This window comes from Sphingobacterium puteale, assembly GCF_003627955.1.
In the GTDB taxonomy this organism is placed as follows: Bacteria; Bacteroidota; Bacteroidia; order Sphingobacteriales; family Sphingobacteriaceae; genus Sphingobacterium; species Sphingobacterium puteale.
Map to the genome: position 1 here is coordinate 61,614 of NZ_RBWS01000022.1, position 24,673 is coordinate 86,286.

Genomic DNA, 24,673 nt, shown 5'->3' on the forward strand with positions numbered 1-24,673 from the left:
ACCAAACTCTTCCCTTAAAACTCCTGCATCTCAATAGATATTTTAAAAATACCCCATTTGGGGTATTTACCCGTGTGTGTCAAATATGGAACTTAGTAGTACTGTATTAACTAAAAAATTGATTATGAAAACTATGGCAAAGATGATTTGCATCTTCTTGTTTATAGGCTTTGTAGCTAAGAGCCATGCACAGAAGAAGGAAGAAACGGTCTACGCTTTTTGTTATTCCTATAAAGCTGGGGATAAACTGCTCTATGTATCCAATATCGTAAATGGTATTATAAATAGTGATATCTATTACGATGTCAATCGAGATGATTTGCAGATTCAATGGACGGCAAAGCTAAAGACGGTCGTTAATGACTATTACAATTGGTCAAATGCGTATAGAGGCTTTCATGGCAGCACACGTACGGATGGCTATGACAAAATTGATGAAGAACGTACCGAGATCATAGGCAAATTTAAGCAAGAAGGGTATACAATTCGTTATGTGAATACTTTCTCTTTTCGAAAAAGTAGAAAAGAAGAGGACCATTGAAAAATAACAGATGAAAACATTCTTAAGATCAATATATTTTATTGTATTTCTAGGATTTACAATGCAGAATGAAGCACAGACTAAGGAGGAGGCAGTTGAGAATATTCGTGCTCGTATTGAAAAAGCATTGAAGCATTTGACAAGTATTCGTCCCAAAATTCAAGAAACCTTTTAACCATTTAAAAACATTATAGTTATGAAAAATCCAATTAAGATCATAGCAATGTTGGGAATGGGTGTGTTCCTCCTAAGTGGATGCTCCATTTTTCAAGGCGGTGGCATGACACATCGCAATGCTAATACGTCTTCCACTATGATAAGAGCATCAAGGTATAAAGACGGCAATACAATATTCAATTCTTTCTATGATGCCTCTAAACGCAGTACAGTAATTGTCGCCAATGATCAAAATTATACTGTACTTGCGGAAAATACACCTGACGCTATTTTTAGCAAAGCCTTAGAGATTGTAGCCAATGCCGATGTAAATAATAAAGTTAATGCCAGTGCGACGATAGATATTGCTAAAACTGCTATGCAACTTAATAAAAAATCTACGACCAATATCTTTTCCGCTGATGCACTGTACCGCCTTAACGAAATGTACATCAATACCCTAAATATCGATAGTATTAGAGCAGACAAAACGGGCAAATCAATCGCGTTTCCTAGTCAGGTTCTAAATGCTGACATGTATCAAAAACTATTTACAACAATTTTATGCAAAGCCGCAGAGATATCTAAAACAGAAGCCGAAATAGCAAATAAACAAAACTTTGCAGATCTTAACGCATCTTTAGAAAAACTAACAAACCAAATAACTGCGAGCAAAAGCAAAATAGATAGCGCAAGTATACGCTTAGATAGAATGAGTCGTATGGCAGATAGTACTAATAAAGCAATAAACGACCGACTTAAAAAATTAGAGGATAATAGATAATTCAAATTGATTAAAGAAAGTAAAAAATGCGTAGTAATGTTTTGGTACTAAAGTAAATTTTCGGTCCACATAAACCTATTTCCTTGTGAAAATTTTGTTTTACAAAAAAATAAATTCTATTCTCCGCCTTATTTTTCAGTGTAACTTTTAATAATGATAGAAACCAGATCATTATTCATCAATTTAAAATCTAATAAAATGAAACATCTAAAATTAATTTTATGCATAATCACTTTTCTTTTTTCTTCCTGCAAAAAGGAACAATGTGTGACTTGCATTGCGGAATCAAGCGATGGAAAAATAATTGAAACACGTATGGCCTGCGATAAAAATGACAGCTACCTTAAAGGTTTTATCGATGGATTCAAAGACAGACATCGCGAAAATAAAGAAGACGAAATTAATGTTCAATGTACTTACAATAAATAAGATGAAAGAACTATTAATACTTTTCACTTTGTTTCTTGGATTAGGAACAGTGAATGCACAAGCTAAAAAAGCAGTTGCAAAGTCCGCAGTTACAAAAGAACAACCAACAGGAACTGTTAAAGAGGAATCTTCCACTCAGGCCAAAGGACCAACAAAAGAAGAGACAATAGCATATATTAAAAATGAATTGAATACTGGATCTGCAATATACTATGTCGTTTACCCAGAGAGCGGAAGAAATGGAGTCTTGAATCCGAAAAGGATAGTCAAAATTTTTATTAAAGGTATTTCTTTTGACAACTGTGAACTTATATTTAATATTGAAACAAAAATTTCAGAACGATATAGTGATATTAGGTGGCGGGAATATGAACAAGACTTTCAAAAAGATGTAACTATAAAAATACCTTTAAATAAAATAGAATCTATTGAAAAAAGAACTATTACTGATGAAAAAGCTGGTGTGGATACGGATTTTATAGAATTTAAGGTAAGTAAGGGAGAAAATTTAATTTATCATTCGCGGGAGAACCTTACATTTTCAAAATACTCATTGGATATAAATGCTTTTAATGTAGACAAGCTAACGAAAGCCTTTAATCACCTCCGCAAACTCTGTGGAGCACCAGAACCTATTTCTTTTGATTAAAAGATAATTAACTTGAATAGATAAAGTCAAAGATTGCCGGTTTCTGGCGCTTGATATTGTTGACTTCTGATATTAACTCAAATGGCACGCAACATGAAAAACCTATTGATACTTTTCGCATTATTCCTAGGGATAGGCGCGACGAAAGCACAGACCGCAGAGCAAACCATAGAATGGCTTCAGGCAAAGGTGCCCCCATTGCAAAGGGAAAGTGATTTTGGTGCAACCATTAAATTTAAAGATGAATTCTGCGAAGCAGCCTCTTCTATAACCACCTCTTTTCCAATAAGGGTTGTTGAAGTTCATGTATTTAAGTATTCCAACATAAAAAGTATATCCTATCTCCAAAAGGAGCTTGCGGGTAAATTATATTATAAAATAATTATTACTGGTAATTTTCAAGCAAACAAAATTGGATTTAACAACGAGGTTACAGAAACAAAAAACGTTGAAACAACAGATTTCGTCTTCAATGCTAGTGTAGAAAAAGAAGAGATCTTACGGATTGTTAAGGCTTTAAAACATTTGGCCACGCTAAAGGGAGCTAAACTTATCAATGATAATTTATTCTAGCAATAGAAGTGCAATCAGTTATTTTTTGCTCTTGCTTATGCGATACATCACCCTATTATACCTATTGTTATCCTTCCTGAGTCTATCCGCTCAGGAAAAGGTAATACTCTACAAAGGAAAGAAAGTCAGTACTAGCCCCATTGTTGAAAAGCGGGACAGCACAGGGCTAGATCCTTTTGAAGTGGCCGAACGGGTAGAACTAATATTTTATACGAGCAATCGTATGTCTTGGAAGAATAGTGCAGGAAAAAATCTCGAAGAACTACTGTCCGATGGTCGGTTAAATGTCCCTACAGATAGTATTGCCGGACGGGTAGAGCTCGATCCCACTCAACGTACCGATTGGCAATATACCTTGTATCAAAGTCAGCTCTGTGAGGAGCTTATGATCGCGGGATGTTATGAACCCCGACATATGCTTGTCTTTTACGGCCATGACAACAAGCCGTTTGGCTTTATCGAAATTTGTATCAGTTGCGCCGGTGCCTCGGTCAGCGAAGGACTCCGGACTTTTGTTGTCTGCCCTGAACGAATGGTTGTTCTTGGGAGCATGGTGAATCAGATCAAAGAAAAGAACAGCATCAGCGCTATAGTTACTACAACAAAAAGCGAACAACAAAAACGAAAGTTCAGGTAAACAAACCTTTATTTCTATCGAAAAATTAGGATCATGGAAAATAAAGAAAACCAACTGGTGACTTCATGGGACAATTACCCCGAAATATTTTCTCCCGAAAAAGGAGTGGAACAGCAGCTCAGTTTAGTAGACCTATTAGCAGATTTTCTATTTACAGGCAATTATTATTACTATACCATTGATATTGTCGGACAGGCGATTTCAAACCAGCATCCGAATATCCTCAAAACACATGGTCTAACTGATATGCCTGAAACATTAAATGAAATAGTCGAATTGGTTCATCCAGATGATATGGGTTTTGTGATTCGGGCAGAAGAAGCGGCACATCGACATATTCTTAGTGTCGGCATTCAGCATATTCAATCGTTGAAATGCTGCTATTGTTTTCGTATGCGTGTGGCTAATGGTACGTACCGATTATTTCATCACCAGTCTATTTCTATTGTAGTGGACAGTAAATTCCGTATGGTCAAAAGCCTCAATATTCATACGGACATAGAGCATATTACCAGCGTCAATAATCATATTGTAACTGTGATGGGCATCCGAGGAAATAATGAATTCCATCAGATAATCATAAACGACAGTAAAATGGTTACGTTTCCAGCTATGAAACTCACTATAAGGGAGTGCGAAATTCTACAATACATTGCCAAAGGATTTTCGAGTGAAAAAATTGCCGAAGCTCTGGGTATCACAACCAATACCTGTAGAACACATCGTAAAAATCTATTCCGAAAAATAGGCTGTCATAGCGTTGCAAGTTTAATTAAAAAGTCAACAGAATTAGGGCTGTTGTAAAAGTTGTTTACTTGATCGAGAAAGCTCAATATTTTAAAAATACCCCATTTGTGGTATTTACCTTTATTTATCAAATATATAAGTTCGCTTTACTATTTAACTGAAAAATAAGCTATGAAAATAATTGCAAAGATGATGTTCAGAGATATTCATCCCGTTTTTCGGATTTATATTCAATTATTTCGAATGAAATACCCGATGAATTTAATCTATTCAAAACCAGGAGATTTGAATAAGGTATTGTGGTTTGCTTAATCTGCTCGTTAGTAAAGACAAGTGATTTTTCTTCTTTGGGTTAATGGAAGTTTATTCCGATCCCTTCAAAGAATTGCAAACCTCGACTTTTCGGTATCTCTCCCATACCGCTTACGTACCGCTCGTTTCCCTCAGATAGCCACATCAGCAGCCATACTTTTGCTATACACATAAAAACAAAAGAATATGGCAAATCAATTTTTAGTTAAGGAAACGATGGCAGCTATGCGAGGCTTATCTGCTGCTGAAATTACAGCTTTACAAAACGGAACTTATGAAGGTGTACAACTATTGGGGTATTATGCAAAAGGGGATACCCCGGCACCGATTATTTATTATCTCACCCCAACGATTCTTGACCCCGGTTTGGATAACGGTGGAAGCATTGTTGAATTGGGGGGAATCAAACTTATCCACCATTTTATGGACCATGTACATGTATCGTATTTTGGCGCGACAGGACAAGGGTTGGCGGACGCCACGGAAGGTATCCAAAAAGCAGTGAATTATTCAGCTACTAGAAAAATACCATTGCTGTTTGCTGAGAAGACGACGTATATCACAAAGGCGGTTATCAATCTACCATCCAACACAACTTTATACTTTAATAAGTCCATTGTACAAAAAACCGTTCAAACCGATAAGGACGCAATATTTGCTTCAGTCAATTCGCCGAACATTACGATTAATGGATTAATAGCGGAGGGATCGTTAACTAGCAACGGTTCGATTGGTTATTCAGATATTTCTTCTTCTTTACGGTTTGACAGCTGCACAGATATTACCATAGATGAATTCAATTTATCAAAGATGACATCAGGACTGAGAATTTATTATTGCACCGGATTAAAGGTAACGAATGGAACAATACATAATAATATTTTAACAGGAGTGAGCGGCTTTGTTAATAATTTTGAGCTTGATAATATCCTTTTTAAAGACAATGGTTATTTGGTAAATGGAGATACTCACGACGTTTATTTAATCAATAGTTCGAATGGTGTTTTCAGAAATATTACGTTTGACACTGCTATCGATCCCAATTCGTACAATTTGGAAGTCAAATATTCCCTTCAAGACAAAAAAGACGATCTGATAAAAGATAGTTTTGATAAAATGGAAGATATTCTAGTAGAAGGATGTCGGTGGATAAGTGGTAAAGGTATGGATTTGGTAGCTGAAGCCCCAGCAGCTTCAAATAGAAGACCTCTCAAGCGAATCACAGTGAAAGACTGCGATTTTGGAACTACAGGCTGGGCGAGATTCACTGGAGTAGAAAATTCTTATTCGATAAATAACAAAGGCAATATACTGCAATATAGCACATCGAGTACCTATGCAGGTCATACACCAAGTTTTACCTCTATTAACGATACTTTTGAAATTGTTTACTGCAATAGTCTATCCGCGCATTATGCTACCGATGTGGATAATGTACAATTTATAAATACTGTCGTTAATAATAAATCTGGAGCGGCATTTCGATATTATGAACCATCTGCAACACCACCTGCTTGCACAATAGTGAATCCCACTATTTTAAATAATTCCCCGAAAGCTTTTGACGCACAGTTTGTTGCTTCTATCGGCAACGGAAGGGTGGCTTGTGTAGGAGGAGGGCTGGCTGATAAATACAAGAGAAATATGCCCTTAAATTATATTAGCGGTAATAATATAACACCAGATAATAGCAAAGGTGATAATGAAGCGATATTTCTTCGAATTGTTGATTCGCCTACAGTGATCAATGCACCTGTAAGCAATATTAATAACACGAAGATGAGAATCGTGTTATTAACAGCTGGGATACCTAACTATAAAACCGTCGCATTTTCAGAATCTGCCTATAAACTATCTCAAAATACAATTACTGCTTTGTCTGCCAATACCTCAGGAAGTCTCATGGAATTGGAATTTTTATGTTATAATGGCGTTTGGTACCAAACAAATGATACATCATGGTCCAATGCGTTATTTACGACCAATATCAAACGAAACATTGCGGTAGTCAGCGCAAATATCCCAACTTTTACAGACAACCTGGATGTAATTTTATTGGACGCCACATTAGGAAATAGAATCATTAATTTGCCGACAACAAGTAAGGATGGACGTTCGCTTCTGATTAAAAAGATTGATAGTTCATCAAATACAGTAGTTATAAGTCCAGCCACAGGTCATACGATAGATGGGGCCACTGCTGTTACGTTGAGTGCTGAAGGGCAGTTATTAGAAGTTATATTTAAAGAGAACCGATGGCATACAATCGCGAAAATACCAGTTCTAGCAAACAGCTCGACCGCGGGATTGGTGAAGCAGGCAACAGTTTGTACGGATTCAGCAACTGTACCTAGTACCACTTACACTCAAAGTGAAGTAGAAGGAATCTTGCTTGAACTTCGGGATCTGAAAACAAAGTTAAGGAATGCAGGGGTTTTGGCGACCTAGTTGCGACTGATTAAGCCAAAATGAAAAAGCAGTATTCGACCAGAATACTGCTTTTTTTGTTCAATATTGTACCGCGTAAATGGTGAAAACACGGACTTTTCGGTATCTCTCCCATACCGCTTAAATACACCTTAATTTCCTCGGATAGCCTCGGTAGCAGCCATACTTTTGCTATACACATAAAAACATAATAATATGGCAAATCAATTTTTAATTAAGGAGACGATGAAGCTTTGCGGAATCTATCCGTAACTGATATAGACGGATTGAAAGGGAACAATCCTATATATGTAGGTGTCCAGTTATTGGGGTACTTACAATTTCGCTTTTGTACTGATAGAACGAGTGCCGATAAGATCTCGTTTGCGAATCCAAAATTATCAATAGTTTGGGAAGGTTATTGTCTAAAATTTGGCTAAACAAATTGGAAATGTGACAACCAGTCCGCTCGGCTATCTTTACGGATATTAAAAAGGTCTTATAACAGCCCTTATAATTGGTGTTTTAAGGGGCTTAGAATCAAATGCTAGACCCCTTAAATAGATGCTATTGATTATCGAGTATCTGCTTTTGGGATGCTCATAATAAACGGTAAGGAACTTCAACTGCTGCTACAATAGACCCTCCCAATAGAACAGTAACAAAAGGGTTTACTCCCAATAACAGGCCAATAACGATGATCGCGCCGCAAATAATGTACGAAAATCGGACTGTCCATGCCATAATGATCTTGGAGAGGGGGTTAAAGACAGAGTTAAAACTCTCAGAAAGAAGAATTGTTCTTATTTCATTTGATAATAAAGAAAGAGAAATCATAATAGACAACTTCAAATCCGAAAGAAACTCTTTCCAATGATTTTTTGCTGATAGGATTATTGCCAGGATCAAACCGCCAATTACGGTAACTGCTACGTTTGAGAAAAAGACTTCTGTTGTGCTCATATTTAAGTGTTTATAGTTCTCTTTTAAGGTACTTAAATTTATTTTTTGATCCAATTTTAGGACGGGAGAAATTGCAATAAGCAAACTATTTGGATAGCTCAGAAATAGACCTGAAAGTAGAGTTGCCTTGAATATGCAAGCAAATTTTAATAAAGGACACTCCTGGCAACTCGAAGAATTTCGGAAAGACGGACAATAACTTGCAGACCCTAATAATGTAGATCCTACAGAGATCAGATATGAAGTGAATGAGATGATAGTAAAGTTCGAAAAGCAAAATTTAGTGAAATTATAATAACTGTTTTCCTCCCAATATAAGTACTATCCGTTATTCTCAATGAATAGCGGATAGATTTTATAATGACAGTTTATAGTTTCAAAACTGTATTCCAAACTTTAAAACTCATAGTGCTGTCCGTCGTCTGGAACAAGTACTTTATCCGAAATATTCTCGTCTGCTAGAAACTGCTTTAATTCTTTTCTGGATAAGGTATTATGGTTTACACCCTCCATATGGCTTACCACCAACGTTGCATCCGGAGCAGTCTCATGTACTTTTTTAATATCTTCCTTGCCCATAATCAGCGGGCCGCCGCCGACGAATTGATTGTCACCGCCGTTCACAACTACAACGTCAGGACGGTGTCTTTCGAGTTCCTGCTGCACGCCTTCATACCATACTGAATCGGTAACAAAGTATATTGTTTTTTCTGAGCCATGCTTCATAACAAATCCATGAACATTTCCTGCTAATTTTAATGTTTCGCCAAATCCGTGCTGTGCCCGGGTCTTAAACAGTTGAATTCCGTCAATCTCAATACCATCGATAAGGACTTCAACATTTGTAAATCCAGCAGATTCCACTTCTTTTTTATCTGTATTATCCTGGACATAAATTTTTATATGTTTGGGCAGGAATTTCTTTGCCGCGTCATCGTAATGGTCATAATGCAGGTGACTTAAAAAAACTGCATCCAGATCTTTAACCAGTTCATCTATTGATACTGGAAGTTCTACTAAAGGGTTATCACGCTCATCACCGCTTGCCGGATGTGGAAATGCAGGTAATGTGCCTTTATCGGCTAGCATAGGGTCAATTAAAAATTTCTTACCTCCATAATTGACAACCATCGTTGCATTCCTGATTTGTTGTAGTTTCATATCAATTTATTTAAATGTGTTTTACTAAATTATTTCTATTTAAGTGAATATAACCCAATCGTGTTATTTTCGCTGTCTTTCAGGAGCGCTGAAAAGCCGAAGTGGGGAAGTTGTGTTTTAGAAGCTAAAATCTCCACACCCTTTTTTCGGGCTCTGGCTTCTTGTACAGCACAGTCGTCACAGTTAAAGTAGATAATAGTTCCAATTGGTGAAGGTTTATTGAACTGCATCTTTACCAATGCCCCGCCTGCTCCGGGGAAGTGATCTTCCCATTCAAACATCTGCATCTGATTGTCGCCTTTTGAAAGGTCAATGAAGTTTACATCATCGAAAACATACAGGTAAAAATCCATCGCACGCTGCATATCTTCTACATAAATCTCAAACCAGCCAGCAATATTTCTTTTTGTTTTCATTATGCTGCTTATAAAATGTAAGGTTCAGTCTATTTCTTACTTAATATTTCTTTTAAGATCTGTTTTTCTTAAAACCGGTGTTCTTTTTAATCCGCATTACCTGAAATAAAAGTCGATTCCGGCCATTCAAATGATATCCAAATAGCATAAAATTTAATTCTACCTAATTTACTAACGAATTGGATTAATATTACTTGACCTAAATCAATATTTAATATTGATCCTGGTTAATATTAGATACATTCATCTCGGTTTAGCTATTGGAAATTAAACGAAATCTGCAGCTCTTCTTCTTTATTTTCAACCCGATCATTAAAGGGTAATTTCTGTCGCATGTCATCTGGATTTACAATAGGTGCGAGACTGTCTTTCATAAACACTGAAACATTTTGCTGATCGACCTGTCTCATAATGTTGTCTACCCATTCTTTTTTAACCGTAATCTTACCTTTCCTGTTCCCGGTTTCAGGCCCGATAACAATCCATTTGATATCGTGCAGGTCAAGCTCTCCAAGATCATTTAGCAATGGCTCGAATGTGAGAAAATAATTTTTTGATTTGATATTGCTTCTCAATGAATCAATCCTGCGTTTTTCATTCTTTGCCGTAATAGTAGCACCGATCCATACATTTTGAAGGTCGGTCTGGAAATGAATCCGCTCTGGGAATTTTGTAAGAAATATAAAATCGTGCTGCGGAAAATCTTTGATGTAATCAAAAACAATTGTTCTCCACTCTTCCTGCCAATCGGAGAAATCGCTCATACTTGTCATGAAGTAGGTTTGGGATTTTGTGGTTTGCCTGATCTGTTTTAAACGAAGCGGGCTGAACTCAGGGATTTCAAAATCAGCGGTGATTTTAAACCTGTTGTTAATTTTTCGTGCATAGCAATATACGCACCCCGCAGTACATCCATTTACGGGATTCAGGGTTTTTATCAGCTTACTTATATTAACAATTTCCATAATAAAATTATCTTTACTTTACTATGCAAATTTACGGACACAAGTAATCATCCTTCGCAGAACCAGATCAAGAAACAATATTGATCTAGGTCAATTTCCCATTAAAGGATTTCTAGCCCTTCGGCTCCTTAAACGACTGATAAACTCCGCTGAGACACCGAGATAGGATGCTATATGTACCTGAGGTATTCTATTGATAAGGTCTGGATGATTGGAGAGAAAATTGTAATAACGGTCCTCAGCCGACAAACTGATATTTTCCAACATTCGGTTTTGTAGGAGAACGAGGTTTTTCTCGGTGAGAATTCTAAAAATCCTGTCAAATTTTGGTGCGTTGAGATACAGTTTTACAATGTCCTGGCGACTGATTTGGAGTAATTCTGCATTTTCCAAAACATCAATGTTCAGCAACGATTTTTTTTCTTGGTAATAACTGTCCAGATCATTGATCCACGAACCTTCGGTAGCAAAAAGCAGGATATGCGGACTGCCATTTTCATCATCTTTATACATACGGAGACAACCGCAAAGTACAAAATTGAGATGCTGGCACACATCTCCTTCCTGAAGTACAAACATACGTTTCTTATAGGAACGCAAATGGAAGTATTGGCGGATCAATTCCTTTTCCTCTTGCTTTAACGGAATGATTGAATTAAAAAAATCAATCATTGTTGTAAATCTATCTTTCGTTTCCTGATACATAGGCTAAAAACTCCAACGGGTTAAACTTACATAAATGTACAAAATAATGGGGGATAATGTACTTCATGATATGAGGCATGTTAATTACCCTAAAAGGCATTAAAAAAACTGCTATCGTAAAAAGGCAGGCTCTTGATAAGTACGATAAGAGATTATTTCTTTACAGAAAAAATGCCAAATTGATGACCTGAATTGTCTTATGAACGCGCAAAAGTAATGTTAGAGTCATCAGTCACAGGTCCCCTGACAAGTGCGCCGCCATTTTCTAGCGCTATTTTTATTTCTTTCTCAGCATCATCAACAAATACATAAAAAACAGCATATTCCGGCTTTTTACCAGCGGTATGCATCATTCCTCCAGTAGGTATTTCATTTCCCGATTCAAGAATACCATCATATTGATATCCCTGGCTTTCCAGATCAGGATTTGTTTTGAAATCCCGGCCAAACAAGCACTATAGCTTCTCAAGATATCATCTAGAAATCACAATGTGCACGAAAACCTAAATCAATAGCACGCTTATGTAGATGTCAGAAATATATAGAGTGGTAACTTTGTAAGAAATTTTGGTACGACCCAATAGGAGGTAGGAATATAATTATAAATTGAATTTCAGATCGCCGTAAGTTGCTTTAGTTGAAGTGAACTTCTTAAAAAAAAATCCAAACAAGTAAATTTCTGAACAATGAAGTTCTTAACAAAAATTAGTTATGTTTTTATAGTACTGCTTTTAGTCATAAGTGGAAATACGTTTTCGCAAGAAAAAGCAGAAATTCCGGTATTAAGCCCTCCAATTAATACAGAATTATTAGGCAGCAACAGAGGACTGGCTTTTCAAATGATTATTGATAAAAAATTCAAGAGTATTCCCAGATTGGGCTTTTTTAGCGTAACGTCCTTGGTGGGTGAATGGGATAATGATCAAATCAACGACTACATGACACAAGCTAGCCTGACTTATGAAGTTTTGAAAGGCTTAAAACTTGCGGGAGGTTTTCATGTAACGCCTGTGAAAGGTATGCGCCCCATAACCGGCATAATTTATACGGTAGCCAACCCCACTTGGTTGTTTGTTGTTAATTCGAGAATAGATTTTTCTAAAGACACTAATGTTGAAGGCCTAGTTTTAGCTGAGTATAAGCCAAAGATTAATGACAAATGGCGTTTCTATTCACGACTTCAGGCTTTATATGAATACAATACCATCATCGAGATGCAAACCAGAAGTTATTTGATGGCTCGTGCCGGCTTAAGTTATAACGAATTTTCTTTTGGATTGGGTTCTAATATCGATTATTATGGTCCAGAGAAACATAATGAAAACAGCTTTGGCGGTTTCGTTAGCTTTTTGCTTTTCTAACGGCGATAGATAACAATCACAATAATTTACAATTAATAAAAAATGAAAAAAATCACTTTTGCCTTTGTGTTATCGCTGTTTAATGTTTTTAGTCACGCACAAGACTTTAAATCGGATAACGTTCGCTATCAAACCATTTCCTGGAGCAATTTTTTTAAACGGCTGGAACTTAATCCGAAGCTTGTTTATTTCGATATAAGATCTGACGGCGAAAGAACCGATAACGGAAAATTACCAGCATTTAATCAAGGAAAAATAAAAGGTGCAATAGAAACGGATTTTGGTGATTTTGAAAAATATTACCCCGAATATCAAAAGTATAAAAATGATACGATTTACCTATATTGCAGTCATAGCAAAAGGTCGAGGTACCTAGCCAAGCGATTGGCAGATAGTTCTTTTGTGAATGTGGTTAATATTAATGGGGGCTTATCGTATTTTAATTCTCTTTCTGAAAGCGAAATGCCTTATAGAAGCAAATATTATACGAGTAACCTTAAATATGCATTGGTTCCTCCAGTCGTATTTACCAAAGCCCTCAACAACGAAAAATTCCAGATAATCGATATCAGACCCGATAGCTTGTACTTAGGAATAGCCAAAGCGGAGCGTGAAAACTCATTTGGAAAAATCAAATCAGCGCTTCATATTCCCTACGATAAGCTACAACATAATTTGAAATTATTGGACAAAAGCAAAACCATTTTGCTGTTCGATAATGATGGAAATCAAAGTCCTATTGCGGCAAACTATTTAATTGAGCAAGGCTACCAAACAAGTGTTCTGGTTTTCGGGCTTCAAAATATAATTAGTTCTTATACCAGCATTGAGAGAGCATTTTTGGAAACAAAATATCGAATGATTTTGCCCGAAGAATTACTGAAATTGTCCAATCAAAACAGTAATACAATTATCATTGATGTTAGACCTGAAACGGAATTTGACGGCACGGATAAGGTTTTTTATAAAAATGTAGGACACCTGAGAAATGCCATAAATATGCCATTGGCTACTCTGAATAAGGAAAAAATAGCCAAATATGCGGGCAAGACTATTATCCTTTATGACAGGATGATGGAAGAAGAATTGTTTGCGTTTGCCAAGCGTTGCAAGGAGTATGGTGTAAAAGATCTGTATTTATTGACTGGTGGCATTTTCCAACTTCAAGAGGACATTTACGACCATCAAGAATTGGAATTGAAAAGTCTGCTAGATCAATAAAATAAAAGGGGCTGTATTATATATTATCGAAATAGCATAAAAAGGGCCAACGTCTTGATGAGTTTTTAGCCCTTTTTCATTTAAATCGAATGTGGTGTCGAAATTTTATTTGGCACGAAATCGTCAAAAGTACTTTTGATACATCCTCCTTATTCTGTTATGCAGATAGATAATCTTCGGTACTCTTTATCTCCGCATAGAAAAACGCTAATGCTGCTAAAAATGCGTGGTGCACATCATCGGCTTTTACCGTTTTACCGTTAATTTCCAAGTCTCTTGACGCACAAGTATCGCCGATAACCGTACATTTATAACCGAAGTCAAATGCCGCACGTGTGGTGGCGTCCACACACATATGAGTCATCATTCCGGTAATAACCACTTCGGTTACGTCATTTTCCTTTAAATAGTCTAAAAGCCCTGTGTCTCTAAAGCTATTTGGATAATACTTTTGAAAAACTTTCTCCCGAGCAAGTGGCTTCACATTTTCCTGGATTTCTACACCGGGAGTTCCTTCAACAAAAATCGGCAATGCTTCGGGATCAGCCGATACGTGTTGGATGTGTGCAATGGGTAAATTGTTTGCTCTGAAATGGTCCAAAACCTTGCGGGCATTTAGAATTGCCATTTCAGGGTTTACCAATGGAAGTGCTCCGTTTTCAAAATATTCATTCTGGATGTCGATGACAATCAATGCTTTTTTGCTCATAATCATTTATTTTTTGTATGACAAAATTAGCAAACACCGTTATGACCGATTATACCAAATCATTAAGAAATGATACCATTTTGATAATCGGCTAAAAATTCAGTTGTTGTCATCCCAGTTTGCTTCTTAAAAAAACGCATTAGATGGTTGGGTTCCGAAATATTGAGTTTGTAGGCTATTTCCGAAATGGTCAATTCAGAATGGATGAGGTAATCTTTGATTTCTACCAGCAATCTTTGCTTTAACAAATCTGTTGCTGTCAGATTGAACTGCTCTTTTACCGCCTTATTTAGGGTAATACGACTGATGCCCATTAGATCTGTATAATCGCTGATTCGCTGTTTATGTTCGATATTTGTTTCAATCAGTTTTTTGAATTGAAATGCATAACTTGTGTCTTGATTTTGTAATGATAATTGATGCTTTTCGGCATACACTCTGTTCAACTTCTGTAATAGGTAATAGATTAGGGAACGGATGATATGCACACTGTCTATTCTGGTTTTCCGTAATTCTACTTTAATTTCTGATAACAAAACACAGTACATATCCATGTTTTCTTTCTCAATCTGCATATTTAATGGAAATTCCAACTGGTAGAAATAAGATAAACGGTAGGTAAACAGTTTGTCGGAGAAAAACTCATTTAGAAAATCTTCTTGAAAAACCAAGGACGTAAATTCCAGGTTATCTTCATTAAGATTCCATTGACGTTTTTGAAAAGGGGAAATAAATATAATACTATTGTCCTCGATATTTATTTTTTGGTAGTTAAGTGTAAGCTGACCGCTCCCTTTCTTGATAAAAATGATTTCAAAATAATCTGTATTAAACAATTTTTGACTAATATATGCTTCACCGACTTCATCAGAAGGAAGTACGTTGAGCAGAAAATCTACCCCACATTCTGTCTTGTTAAATTTTATTGTTTTCAACTATTTCTTTCTTTGATTATTAAAATAAAACTGAAATCACACAATTTCCTTTCCGCGTTTTATCAGTATAAAGATAGCTCCTTTCACGCTGCCTGTCAAAAATTCGCCAGGTGTGGGGGCATCTACCAAAAAAGCAACCACATTAATTGCTTCGGATACCTGCTTGTTGTCTGTGTTACTAGATAATGCTAAAAAAAACGATAACTTCTGTTTTAATAAGTACAAAGATGCGAAATGATAGACATTAGTTTAGCTACTTTGGTTAAATAAGCAAAAAGTAAGGCGGAAAATTTCCGTCTTACCCGTATTTTTTTGGTTATTTCTTTTGAACGTTAATAAGTTACGGACTGGTCTCTTTGATGCGTTGGCAAAGAAATGCGGACTCAGCAAAGGCGGAATAATCCATCATTTCCCAGCTAAGGAAGCTATTTTTGTCACCTTAATCATAACAGATGTAGCTGTAATAAAGCTATCGTATAAGCTGTGCCTTTATATCAGCGACATCAAAGTGTGCACGCTTTTCATAGATCTTCCCATCTCTGATGGTAAGCAGCATAGATAACGAAAATCTGATCCTTTTGCCCGTTGGCTCTATACCGTAAAGTACTTTGCCGGTATGGCTCCCCTCAAATATCATATAAGCAGCTACCTTATCATTTTCCGCAATCATTTCGTGGATTTGCATAGTAAAACCTTTAAAAGCATCAAAATTTGCTTTTTCTGAAGCTACAAATCCCTCCGCACCCAGAATTGGATTGTCAACCTGAAAATAAAATACAAATTCAGGATGGCAGAGTTCCGCTACAGCACTATAATTCTCTTGTTCCAACAGGTTATAAAAATTACGAACCAATTTTTTATTATCCGTTAAATTCATAATAGTATACTATTTAAAAGTTAATTACCTGCCCATCCTGTGGAATGATCACTTTGTCAGCTATCCCCATCTGTTTCACATAATCCAGAAGTTCTTTCCGGGTAAGGATACAATGGTTAATTGCTTCCATATGTACCGCAATTATTGTGGCATCTGGCAATACTTGGTGCACCTTACTCACATCTTCTTTACCCATTATAATGGCACCGAAACCATTTACCTGTGCATAGCCTGTATTAAGAACTACTACATCAGGATTTAGTTTTTTTAGATTTGATTCGAAATCTTTTGTCCAAATGGCATCTCCTGCAAAATATACAGATTTCTGTCCGCGTTGGCTGAAAAAAACTCCCGAGGCGTGTCCCAGTATCTCTGCCATCTGCGGGTTTGCAAAGGCAGCATCCGATCCGTGCTGCGCAAAGGTTTTTTGTAAGCTGATATTCTCATAACGAGAGCTATCTGTTAGAATTCGGACGTCCTTAAATCCCTGAGACATGATCACTTCAGCATCCTGTTGGTCCTGGGCGTAGACTGTCTTTCCTTTTGGTAGCATTTTTATGGCGGCTTCATCCCAGTGATCCGGATGTGTGTGCGTCACAATGACAGCATCAGAATTAAGAAGGCTTTCTGCTGAAACAGGCAATTCAACCATGGGATTGCGCAAATGCGAATTAGCGGTTCCTTCAAAACCAGGATAGGCACCCTTTTCTGCCAGCATCGGATCAATGAGAAATTCCTTACCACCATAATTTAAAACCACAGTTGCATTCCTTATCAATTGGACACTTGACTGATCTACTTTTTTTTTCTGTCCATAAGACGATATTGCGATCAAACTCAATGCAATACCAAAAATCATTTTTTTCATATCTTCTACTATTTAACTGTACGCTCCACCCATTTATAATATCATAAAATCTATAGATGTTACATTGTGCAAAGATAGATAGGGAGCCTGTGTTGCTAACTACCAAGATATCATGAAAAAATACCATTTTGATAAGCAGATATGAATTGTCACGTAGTCATGCCCATCTGGTATCTTTGCCGATCAAAGCAGTAAGGCTCTGTTGATTCTTACGTGCGGCCGTGAATGACCTGTCATATTTGGTTTCATGTTCATGTTAAAAAGGTAATAGCTGCCAGCCGCATCTGACCTGCAACCGATGCTGAAAGGTGCTTTTCACCCACTAATTTTGCTGCAAACCGGAATTGCTGGAATAACTGCTGGATAACCTCATCTTCAGATTGCCTGACACTTAAAACCTCGCTGTTACTTGTTACTGCTACTGTACTATTATAAGGGGCAATGCCATTCTCGTGGTTAGATCTCCGTACACACCGGAAGGACCAATAATCATCTTTAAATATTATTTTTTTCAGAAATTTTATACGTACCCAGAGATATGATGGTGAGTTCAATTATAACAATATATCATGGGCCAATTCAGAATTTACCCGAAACCCTGCAATATTTCCAGATGAGACGGCTAATGAGACAGCGCGTAACGGACTGGAGTTATCTCCTACAGCATATATACCATCTACACTCGTCTTTTGTGAGGAATCTATTTTGACAAGTCCCGTTTCTGTCATTTCACAACCTAATTCTTGTGGTATGCTGCAATGTTGTCGGAATGGTAGGGGAGCATATACTGCATCAAAACTTTCTCTTGCGCCGTCAGAAAAAATAAGTTGATTAACATACCCATTATTATGTCCAATTTCAGAAATCTTCTTCTGGATTACGTTTATGCCGTTTCTATTAAGTTTAGCTATGCTGTCCATTTGCATGGAGGATTTACCAGAAGTTATTAATGTAACGTCATCCGTCAAATTTTTAATTAATGAAACGAAGTGCATAACCTTATCTCCATCAGCTAATACGGCTGTTTTCTTGCCTTTGAATTCATACCCGTGACAGTATGGACAATGTATTACAGATTTACCCCAGCATTCTGAAAACCCAGTTATGTCGTGCATGATATCTATTATTCCAGTAGCAAAAATTAATATCTTGCCTTTAAATGATTGACCGTCCGAAGTCGTTATTTGAAAACCTTCAGATATTCTTTTGCCATTTGCTGCCAAGCCTTTGTGAAATTCAATGCTCGGATAGTTGGATACTTCTTCCTTTGCAATCTCAGCAATTTTTCCAGGAGGCATACCATCTCTTGTTAAAAAATTCTGCGAATGTGGCGTCTGTTTATTGCAGGGATTCCCACTATCAATTACCAAGACATTCCTTAAAGAACGTCCTAGTGTCATGGCAGAAGCAAGTCCTGAGTAACTACCCCCTATAATAATTGTATCGTATAATTTTTGATTGCTTTTTTCCATAGCATTGCTTTTTAAAAATACAGAAGTAACTGAGATCGACAAAACTGCCAATGATCCGTTTTTTATAAATAGTCTTCTGTTCATTTCGTTATAATTTATATTAAACTGTAATTCTTTTGTACTAACTTAGCTAAGTGTAGTATGAAGTTCCCGATATTTTTTAGCACTTGTACCGACTTTAGATTTGAAAAATCTACAGAAATAAGATTGATCGCTATAATTGAGCTCATAGGCAACCTGGGTTATCGATAGTTCGGTTTGTATTAGTAACGACTTTGCTTCTGAAATCAGGTTGTCATGGATAAAATCACTAGCAGCACTTCCTGTGAACTCCTTCACCGTATCATTGAGATAATGAGGGCTGACATAAAGCAAGGCGGCATAATCACGAACTTGCCGCTTTTCCTTGTAGTTTTTTGAAACCAGTTTCTGGAAATTTGCTACAAGAAGCTCCCGACGTGGAACACCACTTCTACTAATCTCCGAATGGTGAACATGAAGACGCTCCGCTTCGAGTAGAAATATGTTCAGATAGAGTCTTACCATCAAATCATCATTATGATTTCGGCGTGAACAATATTCGTACTTAATTTTTTTAAAAAGTTCTGTAAAAATACCTACCTCTGCTTCGAATAATTTCAGGCTGATATTGCCATCGGGCTGAAAAAAAGGATAATCATTGAGTTTTACCTGATTTTTAAGGCACAATAAAAAATAGTCAACATCAAAAATGCAATGAAATCCTTTCACATCACGGCTCCAATGCTCAATAGTATGAAGTTGATTTTCCGGAACAAAATATAAAGTATTAGGACCAAATTCATATCCAGTAAATCCTATCTTTTCCTTTATCGAACCAGCTGTCACCAATACAATAGTGAAAAACTTTTTTCGTGCGGCTTCAAACTGAATTCTTTTTTGAGCACCTTTTATCTGTTCGAGTGTTCCAACAATACAAAAATTATTTTCAGATTCACTATGCATCTCCAATGTCTCACACATAGAAACATGATTATGCTTTAAATATTCCTTATTAAAGTCGGCAGGGCCTTTGATATCCTTTACAGTATTCTTTCTCATCACTCGTTAAATTAATACCGTTTATACTTACAAAGATACCTAATTACAGGAAATGGATGTGGTACGTTGTGCTGATGTTATAGCACATATCGCCGTTTATTAAATTGATACGGCCATCATTCAATTGTTTTCATTTCGTTCCAGCTACCTCCTAAAGCCCTGTAAAGTTTCACCACACTCATCCATTCTTGTAACGCATCGTTTGTAGCATTCAATTTTGACTCTAATAGCAATCGTTCTGCTCGGAGAACATCCGTGTAACTGGTATTATAGTTATTGACCAATAATGATATTGGTGATTCTTTTTAAATTGTAATTCAAATGTAGCAAGGTCTATGCTTGAGGACTTTTGCTTATACCGGTATATTAGGTATAAACCGTGGTTTAGATTATTTCGAAGGCCTTTTTTCTCACAGATTGAATTTCAAAACATTTTGTTGCCTGCAAGAAGGTTGGCTAATGAAATGCCCTACCGGAACATCCCTCCACAGGCAATCCGTCTTCAAAAGGTAAAATATCGCTTGTATATATATTTAACATAGGTTGGTTGAAGCTACTTATGCACGAAAACCTAAATCAATGGCACGCTTATGTTTATGCTCGGGAATATATAGAGTGGTAACTTTGTGTGCAATTATTGGTATAATCTGATATAAGGGAAAAAATATATGCAGTCTTTTAAATTTCTTAGAGCATCGCTTTTGCTTTTTAGTATTTCTGTCTTTCATTCTTGCATTAACCAAAACAAGGACAAAGACGATCTTCCTATTATGGGTGAGAAGGAAATTGTTTTGGTGGAAAAAGATGGTAAAAAAGCTAACGACACAATATATCACACTATACCTGCATTCCGTTTTGTGGATCAGGACAGCGTGTGGGTTTCCAATGAGGATGTTGCTGATAAAATATATCTGGCAGATTTTTTCTTTACCCGTTGTCCAACGATATGCCCATTGCTCGCCAAAAACATGCTGATTATAGCAAAAGAATTTGAGCAAGAAAAACGGTTCGTTATTTTATCCCATACCATTGACGATAAACATGATACGCCAACTGTTCTTCGGGATTATGCAAAAAAAGTTGGAGCGCCATTGAATTGGAGGTTCTTAAATGGCCCTCAGAATGCCGTTTATAAGATTGCAGGTAAAGAAGGTTATTTTTCTTATGCAGAGGAGAACCCCGATGTCCCCGGAGGATTTGACCATAGCGGCGCATTTACATTGGTAGATACCAAAGGGCATGTTAGGGGTGTTTACGACGGTACGAATGAAGAAGATGCAAAAAAAGCAATAGTAGATATCCGGAAATTATTGACACAACTGTAAACGTTTAAACCAAATTGAAAAAGATCGTATCTTTCTTACTCCTTATTGTGCTTGCCTACCAATGCCTGGGAAGCATGGGTGTATTTGTGTGGTTTGAAAGTAACCGATCTTTTATTGCAGCAAATCTTTGCGAAAATAGAGCCCGACCTGAAATGCATTGCAATGGTCAATGTGTGCTCATGAAAAAGCTCAAAGCACTCGACGAGAAATCTTCTGAAAAAGACCTTCCACAAAATGTAAAATACGAGACTTTCATATGCCTGATGCAGGATTTCATTATAATGCCGGAGCAAATGTCGATCTGCGTGAAAAACACCTATGTAACTTATTATAACGCTTACTACAGCTTTATACATTTTAAAAACAACTTCCGCCCACCTCGATTCAAAGCCTAGTTGATTTACATATAACTAGTTGTGCTGTGTTGACCTAAGGAGCGTTTATCCTGATGGCAGTCAACATTGCGATTTTGGTATTGAATAAAATCGAGAATGAAATTTATCTACTTTAGAAAGACGTCCATGTGGGCTAGCATAATGGCTATAACATCGGTATGTACTTTGGCGGGGTGCGGAAATAGCACGCAAACCGACGAAAAAAATCCTGTCGACATGGCAGGTGCCATGGTGGACGTAACCACCTTGACTAAGATTGCGGATACGACCTTAGCTCAGAACAAGGTTAGCGTATTTGTGCAAGATAGCCTCACGAGCAAAAACGAAACAATTTATATTCAGGTCACGGACCTCAATGGAGATCCCACGACGGACGCCCATCTTGACTACGATGTCGTCATGGACATGGGAATGGTGTCGCATGGTGGGCCATATTACCCACCAGTCGATCTGGGTAATGGATTATACAAAGCCGAAGTCGTCTTTATTATGGCCAACATGAATGATATGGGTAAAGGCTGGATGTTGAATGCCTTCCTTAATAAAAAAGATAGCCTATCTTTTATTTTACCTGTTTCCGAGGCAAAATACGCACGGACTATTCCAGTAGGCACTAAGGATGACAGTCGTGTGTTCGTTAGTCTATTGTTACCTGAGGAGGTAAAGGCCGGTAGCCAACCTATTGACTTCACGCTTCACAAAATGGATCATAACCTTTTCCCGGCGTTGGAAGGATACACGGTCGAGATAGAACCTTTTATGCCCGATATGGGGCATGGCTCTCCGAATAATAAAGCCGCCACAAGCAAAGGTGATGGACACTATAGCGGAATGATCAATTTTACGATGAAAGGTCATTGGAAGATTAAAGTGAATCTGTTCAAAGGTGGAGAAAAGGTATCACAGGAAGAACTGGAATTTCCTGTTGAGGTCAGATAAAAAACGAATCAATTGCTACAATAATTAGAAAAATGAATAAGCAAAACCTATTTTTTGCAGCTTTGGCTGCGCTGATGTTCACATCCTGTGAAAAAACTGAAATTAAAGAAGTTGAAAAAATTGTCTACGCGGATCAGGCAGGATCTCTGGCCCTGACCTTTGATGCCCGGTACGGTGAGTCAGATTTTGAATTGAATAAAAGATATCCCTATCAACTCGTCAACGCCAGTGGGACTTATGATCTAGATTTCGAGTTTAACCGTCTCCGTTACTGGGTAAGCAATGTCAAACTGGTTGATAAAGATAATAAAGAACATGCCATACCGGATTCCTACTATCTGGTGGAAGAAACTAACGAAATAGTTGTACCACATTTGGTCAATGGAGAGAAGTATCCGGCTACCAAGCGCGAAGAAGTGATGATCAAGGAGATCCCTTTTGGCGAATACAAGGCCATTAAATTTTCTATTGGTGTAGATCAAAAATACAATGATAATATTACCCTGACCGCAGGGGAACTAGGTTCGCTGAACGGAATGGGTGTCAGCGATGGCTGGATGTGGTTCACGAGTTACAAATTCTTGACCCTGGCCGGTACTATACATTGGGCAGACGGTGCACCAACTTCGAAGGCAATGTCGTGGGAAACAGGTTCCAACGAACTGTTTGACGGCGCTGAAAAAACGATAGAACTGGCTACACTATTGAAAGTTGATGCTCAAAACTCGGCAAAAATCACTTTGGACGTGAATGTCAAAGAATTGCTATCAGCTACCGATCAGCCATGGACCAACAACAGCATCAGCCAAAGTAAAAAAGAACTGATGATAGCTTTTCGCGATACTTTCTTAAGTAAATCGTTAACATTCAAAGAAGCGGGTTCGGTTTCTGTGGAAGCAAATTAATGTCTGTAAAGCTAAGAAGTAAACATATCACTGGAGTCTTCGTCCTTTTGGTGGGGTTGTTCGGCGTATTATCCTGTTCAAAGGATGATGACCTACCCATTACCGGCGAGGAGGAGATTCCTTTTGCCTTTCGTCAGCCTGTATTTTTTCCCAAAGCAGTGGAATCCGCTATTGATCCCAAAACGGGTCTGCCCTCAAATCCTCTGACCAAAACGGGAGCTGAATTGGGCCGGAGACTCTTCTACGACCCGATTCTGTCTGCCAACAAGCAGGTTTCCTGTGCAAGTTGTCACCACCAAAGCAAAGGCTTTTCCGATGGAGTGGCTATTACCACAGCCGGTGTATCGGGTAAGCCTCTGGAGCGGCACTCACCTACGTTGATCAATCTTGCGTGGACAGACAAGGGCCTTTTTTGGGATGGCGGGTCGACCAATCTGGAGTCGCAGGCATTTGGTCCGCTGACACATGCAGATGAGATGGGTATGTACCTACCCGTGCTGGTGGAACGGTTGCGGGCAGATGCTACTTATGTGGAGCTATTTCACAAAGCATTTGGGGAACTGCCAAGCGAGCATCGAACAGCTATGGCGCTATCGCAATTCCAGCGGATGTTGATCTCGGCAGATGCTCCATACGACTTATACCGTCGGGGAGAGCAGCTGGACGCACTATCTGCCGACCAGCTTCGCGGACTGAATCTGGTTCGCCAAAAGTGTGGCTCTTGCCACGCAGGGGAATTATTTACGGATAATGATTTCCACAATAATGGGATAGACGATGATTTTTCGGACGGATCGCATGAGGGAATTTATTGGGGCAGATACCGTATTACCTACAATCCACTGGATTTGGGTGCTTTCAAAACCCCCACGCTGCGTAATGTGATGGTGAGCGCACCCTATATGCATGATGGACGGTTTAAAACGATAGATGAGGTACTAAATCATTATCGTTTCGATATTAAAGATACCCCTGTTACAGCTTCGGTATTATACCAGAACAATGACCGGGCCGGCATACCCATGACAGACAAAGAAGTCGAGGACATTAAGTCTTTTCTGAATGCGTTGACCGATGAGACATTTTTAAAAAACAGGGAATTTTCAAGTCCTTTTAAATAA

The 24,673-nt window shown here is 37.7% G+C and carries 30 protein-coding genes; 17 read left to right on the top strand and 13 right to left on the bottom strand.

All coding sequences use genetic code 11. The annotated features are described in order from the left end of the window. The first annotated feature begins 133 nt into the window (after positions 1–133). The 9 genes from D7322_RS23295 to D7322_RS23330 all read left to right on the top strand — a co-directional run bounded on the left by D7322_RS23295 (position 134) and on the right by D7322_RS23330 (position 7,276). On the top strand, positions 134–541 hold the full coding sequence (locus tag D7322_RS23295) for a hypothetical protein (RefSeq protein WP_183078821.1): 408 nt from the start codon (positions 134–136) through the stop codon (positions 539–541). A gap of 10 nt (positions 542–551) precedes the next feature. Then, positions 552–716 carry a hypothetical protein gene (locus D7322_RS28590; protein WP_183078822.1) on the top strand — a complete coding sequence of 55 codons (165 nt, stop codon included), beginning with the start codon at positions 552–554 and terminating at the stop codon, positions 714–716. A 21-nt stretch (positions 717–737) separates the two neighbouring features. Further along, a complete protein-coding gene (locus tag D7322_RS23300) occupies positions 738–1,481 on the top strand; it encodes a hypothetical protein (protein WP_121126598.1) in 744 nt (247 codons plus the stop codon). A 198-nt stretch (positions 1,482–1,679) separates the two neighbouring features. Further along, positions 1,680–1,910 (top strand): hypothetical protein, encoded by a 231-nt coding sequence (locus D7322_RS23305; RefSeq protein WP_138096930.1) that lies wholly within the window; start codon positions 1,680–1,682, stop codon positions 1,908–1,910. 1 nt (position 1,911) lies between these two features. Next, a complete protein-coding gene (locus D7322_RS23310) occupies positions 1,912–2,559 on the top strand; it encodes a hypothetical protein (RefSeq protein WP_121126600.1) in 648 nt (215 codons plus the stop codon). A gap of 93 nt (positions 2,560–2,652) precedes the next feature. Beyond that, a complete protein-coding gene (locus D7322_RS23315; RefSeq protein ID WP_147430526.1) occupies positions 2,653–3,132 on the top strand; it encodes a hypothetical protein in 480 nt (159 codons plus the stop codon). Positions 3,133–3,169: 37 nt separating this feature from the next. Then, the gene (locus D7322_RS23320) at positions 3,170–3,769 is read left to right on the top strand and encodes a hypothetical protein (protein ID WP_183078823.1); all 600 of its coding nucleotides are present in this window, start codon (positions 3,170–3,172) and stop codon (positions 3,767–3,769) included. Positions 3,770–3,802: 33 nt separating this feature from the next. Further along, the gene (locus D7322_RS23325) at positions 3,803–4,573 is read left to right on the top strand and encodes a helix-turn-helix transcriptional regulator (protein ID WP_121126603.1); all 771 of its coding nucleotides are present in this window, start codon (positions 3,803–3,805) and stop codon (positions 4,571–4,573) included. A gap of 441 nt (positions 4,574–5,014) precedes the next feature. Beyond that, positions 5,015–7,276: a hypothetical protein gene (locus tag D7322_RS23330; protein WP_121126604.1), complete on the top strand. Its 2,262-nt coding sequence runs from the start codon at positions 5,015–5,017 to the stop codon at positions 7,274–7,276. A gap of 579 nt (positions 7,277–7,855) precedes the next feature. Here D7322_RS23330 and D7322_RS23335 read toward each other — a convergent pair. The 6 genes from D7322_RS23335 to D7322_RS23360 form a co-directional block, all read right to left on the bottom strand. Next, on the bottom strand, positions 7,856–8,218 hold the full coding sequence (locus D7322_RS23335) for a hypothetical protein (RefSeq protein ID WP_121126605.1): 363 nt from the start codon (positions 8,216–8,218) through the stop codon (positions 7,856–7,858). Between the two features lie 396 nt (positions 8,219–8,614). Beyond that, the gene (locus D7322_RS23340) at positions 8,615–9,379 is read right to left on the bottom strand and encodes an MBL fold metallo-hydrolase (protein ID WP_121126606.1); all 765 of its coding nucleotides are present in this window, start codon (positions 9,377–9,379) and stop codon (positions 8,615–8,617) included. 35 nt (positions 9,380–9,414) lie between these two features. Further along, the gene (locus D7322_RS23345) at positions 9,415–9,795 is read right to left on the bottom strand and encodes a VOC family protein (protein ID WP_121126607.1); all 381 of its coding nucleotides are present in this window, start codon (positions 9,793–9,795) and stop codon (positions 9,415–9,417) included. Between the two features lie 257 nt (positions 9,796–10,052). Then, on the bottom strand, positions 10,053–10,760 hold the full coding sequence (locus D7322_RS23350) for a DUF5131 family protein (RefSeq protein WP_121126608.1): 708 nt from the start codon (positions 10,758–10,760) through the stop codon (positions 10,053–10,055). A gap of 90 nt (positions 10,761–10,850) precedes the next feature. Next, positions 10,851–11,432 (bottom strand): Crp/Fnr family transcriptional regulator, encoded by a 582-nt coding sequence (locus D7322_RS23355; RefSeq protein ID WP_206531771.1) that lies wholly within the window; start codon positions 11,430–11,432, stop codon positions 10,851–10,853. A gap of 230 nt (positions 11,433–11,662) precedes the next feature. Then, positions 11,663–11,917, bottom strand: coding sequence for a VOC family protein (locus D7322_RS23360; protein ID WP_121126610.1), 255 nt, complete (start codon positions 11,915–11,917; stop codon positions 11,663–11,665). Positions 11,918–12,151: 234 nt separating this feature from the next. On the opposite strand from D7322_RS23360, the gene D7322_RS23365 reads away from it, so the two are divergent. Together D7322_RS23365 and D7322_RS23370 are read left to right on the top strand one after the other, a co-directional pair. After that, entirely contained in the window at positions 12,152–12,826 is a 675-nt protein-coding gene (locus D7322_RS23365; RefSeq protein ID WP_121126611.1) for a hypothetical protein, read from the top strand. A gap of 42 nt (positions 12,827–12,868) precedes the next feature. Next, positions 12,869–14,047, top strand: coding sequence for a rhodanese-like domain-containing protein (locus D7322_RS23370; RefSeq protein ID WP_121126612.1), 1,179 nt, complete (start codon positions 12,869–12,871; stop codon positions 14,045–14,047). A 157-nt stretch (positions 14,048–14,204) separates the two neighbouring features. On the opposite strand, the gene D7322_RS23375 is transcribed toward D7322_RS23370, so the two are convergent. Beyond that, positions 14,205–14,756 carry a cysteine hydrolase family protein gene (locus D7322_RS23375; RefSeq protein WP_121126613.1) on the bottom strand — a complete coding sequence of 184 codons (552 nt, stop codon included), beginning with the start codon at positions 14,754–14,756 and terminating at the stop codon, positions 14,205–14,207. Positions 14,757–14,818: 62 nt separating this feature from the next. Then, positions 14,819–15,691 carry an AraC family transcriptional regulator gene (locus D7322_RS23380; RefSeq protein ID WP_121126614.1) on the bottom strand — a complete coding sequence of 291 codons (873 nt, stop codon included), beginning with the start codon at positions 15,689–15,691 and terminating at the stop codon, positions 14,819–14,821. A gap of 364 nt (positions 15,692–16,055) precedes the next feature. Here D7322_RS23380 and D7322_RS29310 point away from each other — a divergent pair, with 364 nt between their 5' ends. Beyond that, positions 16,056–16,253 carry a TetR family transcriptional regulator gene (locus D7322_RS29310; protein WP_394342607.1) on the top strand — a complete coding sequence of 66 codons (198 nt, stop codon included), beginning with the start codon at positions 16,056–16,058 and terminating at the stop codon, positions 16,251–16,253. On the opposite strand, the gene D7322_RS23395 is transcribed toward D7322_RS29310, so the two are convergent. The 5 genes from D7322_RS23395 to D7322_RS23415 form a co-directional block, all read right to left on the bottom strand. After that, complete coding sequence (locus D7322_RS23395; RefSeq protein WP_121126617.1) at positions 16,161–16,568, bottom strand: ester cyclase; 408 nt, start codon at positions 16,566–16,568, stop codon at positions 16,161–16,163. The genes D7322_RS29310 and D7322_RS23395 overlap by 93 nt on opposite strands. Before the next feature lie 13 nt (positions 16,569–16,581). Further along, positions 16,582–17,436 (bottom strand): MBL fold metallo-hydrolase, encoded by an 855-nt coding sequence (locus D7322_RS23400; RefSeq protein ID WP_206531770.1) that lies wholly within the window; start codon positions 17,434–17,436, stop codon positions 16,582–16,584. A 251-nt stretch (positions 17,437–17,687) separates the two neighbouring features. Continuing rightward, the gene (locus D7322_RS28595; protein ID WP_121126618.1) at positions 17,688–17,990 is read right to left on the bottom strand and encodes a hypothetical protein; all 303 of its coding nucleotides are present in this window, start codon (positions 17,988–17,990) and stop codon (positions 17,688–17,690) included. Further along, entirely contained in the window at positions 17,991–18,992 is a 1,002-nt protein-coding gene (locus D7322_RS23410; protein WP_121126619.1) for an NAD(P)/FAD-dependent oxidoreductase, read from the bottom strand. It lies immediately after the preceding gene. 42 nt (positions 18,993–19,034) lie between these two features. After that, positions 19,035–19,988, bottom strand: a complete 954-nt coding sequence (locus D7322_RS23415) for an AraC family transcriptional regulator (RefSeq protein WP_121126620.1) — start codon at positions 19,986–19,988, stop codon at positions 19,035–19,037. Between the two features lie 668 nt (positions 19,989–20,656). On the opposite strand from D7322_RS23415, the gene D7322_RS23425 reads away from it, so the two are divergent. The 5 genes from D7322_RS23425 to D7322_RS23445 all read left to right on the top strand — a co-directional run bounded on the left by D7322_RS23425 (position 20,657) and on the right by D7322_RS23445 (position 24,673). After that, the gene (locus D7322_RS23425; RefSeq protein ID WP_121126622.1) at positions 20,657–21,313 is read left to right on the top strand and encodes an SCO family protein; all 657 of its coding nucleotides are present in this window, start codon (positions 20,657–20,659) and stop codon (positions 21,311–21,313) included. A gap of 14 nt (positions 21,314–21,327) precedes the next feature. Next, positions 21,328–21,708, top strand: a complete 381-nt coding sequence (locus D7322_RS23430) for a hypothetical protein (RefSeq protein ID WP_147430527.1) — start codon at positions 21,328–21,330, stop codon at positions 21,706–21,708. Between the two features lie 96 nt (positions 21,709–21,804). Further along, positions 21,805–22,647 (top strand): FixH family protein, encoded by an 843-nt coding sequence (locus D7322_RS23435; RefSeq protein ID WP_121126624.1) that lies wholly within the window; start codon positions 21,805–21,807, stop codon positions 22,645–22,647. Between the two features lie 32 nt (positions 22,648–22,679). Beyond that, complete coding sequence (locus D7322_RS23440; protein ID WP_121126625.1) at positions 22,680–23,552, top strand: MbnP family protein; 873 nt, start codon at positions 22,680–22,682, stop codon at positions 23,550–23,552. Beyond that, positions 23,552–24,673 (top strand): cytochrome-c peroxidase, encoded by a 1,122-nt coding sequence (locus D7322_RS23445; RefSeq protein ID WP_121126626.1) that lies wholly within the window; start codon positions 23,552–23,554, stop codon positions 24,671–24,673. Before D7322_RS23440 ends, D7322_RS23445 begins: the two co-directional genes overlap by 1 nt.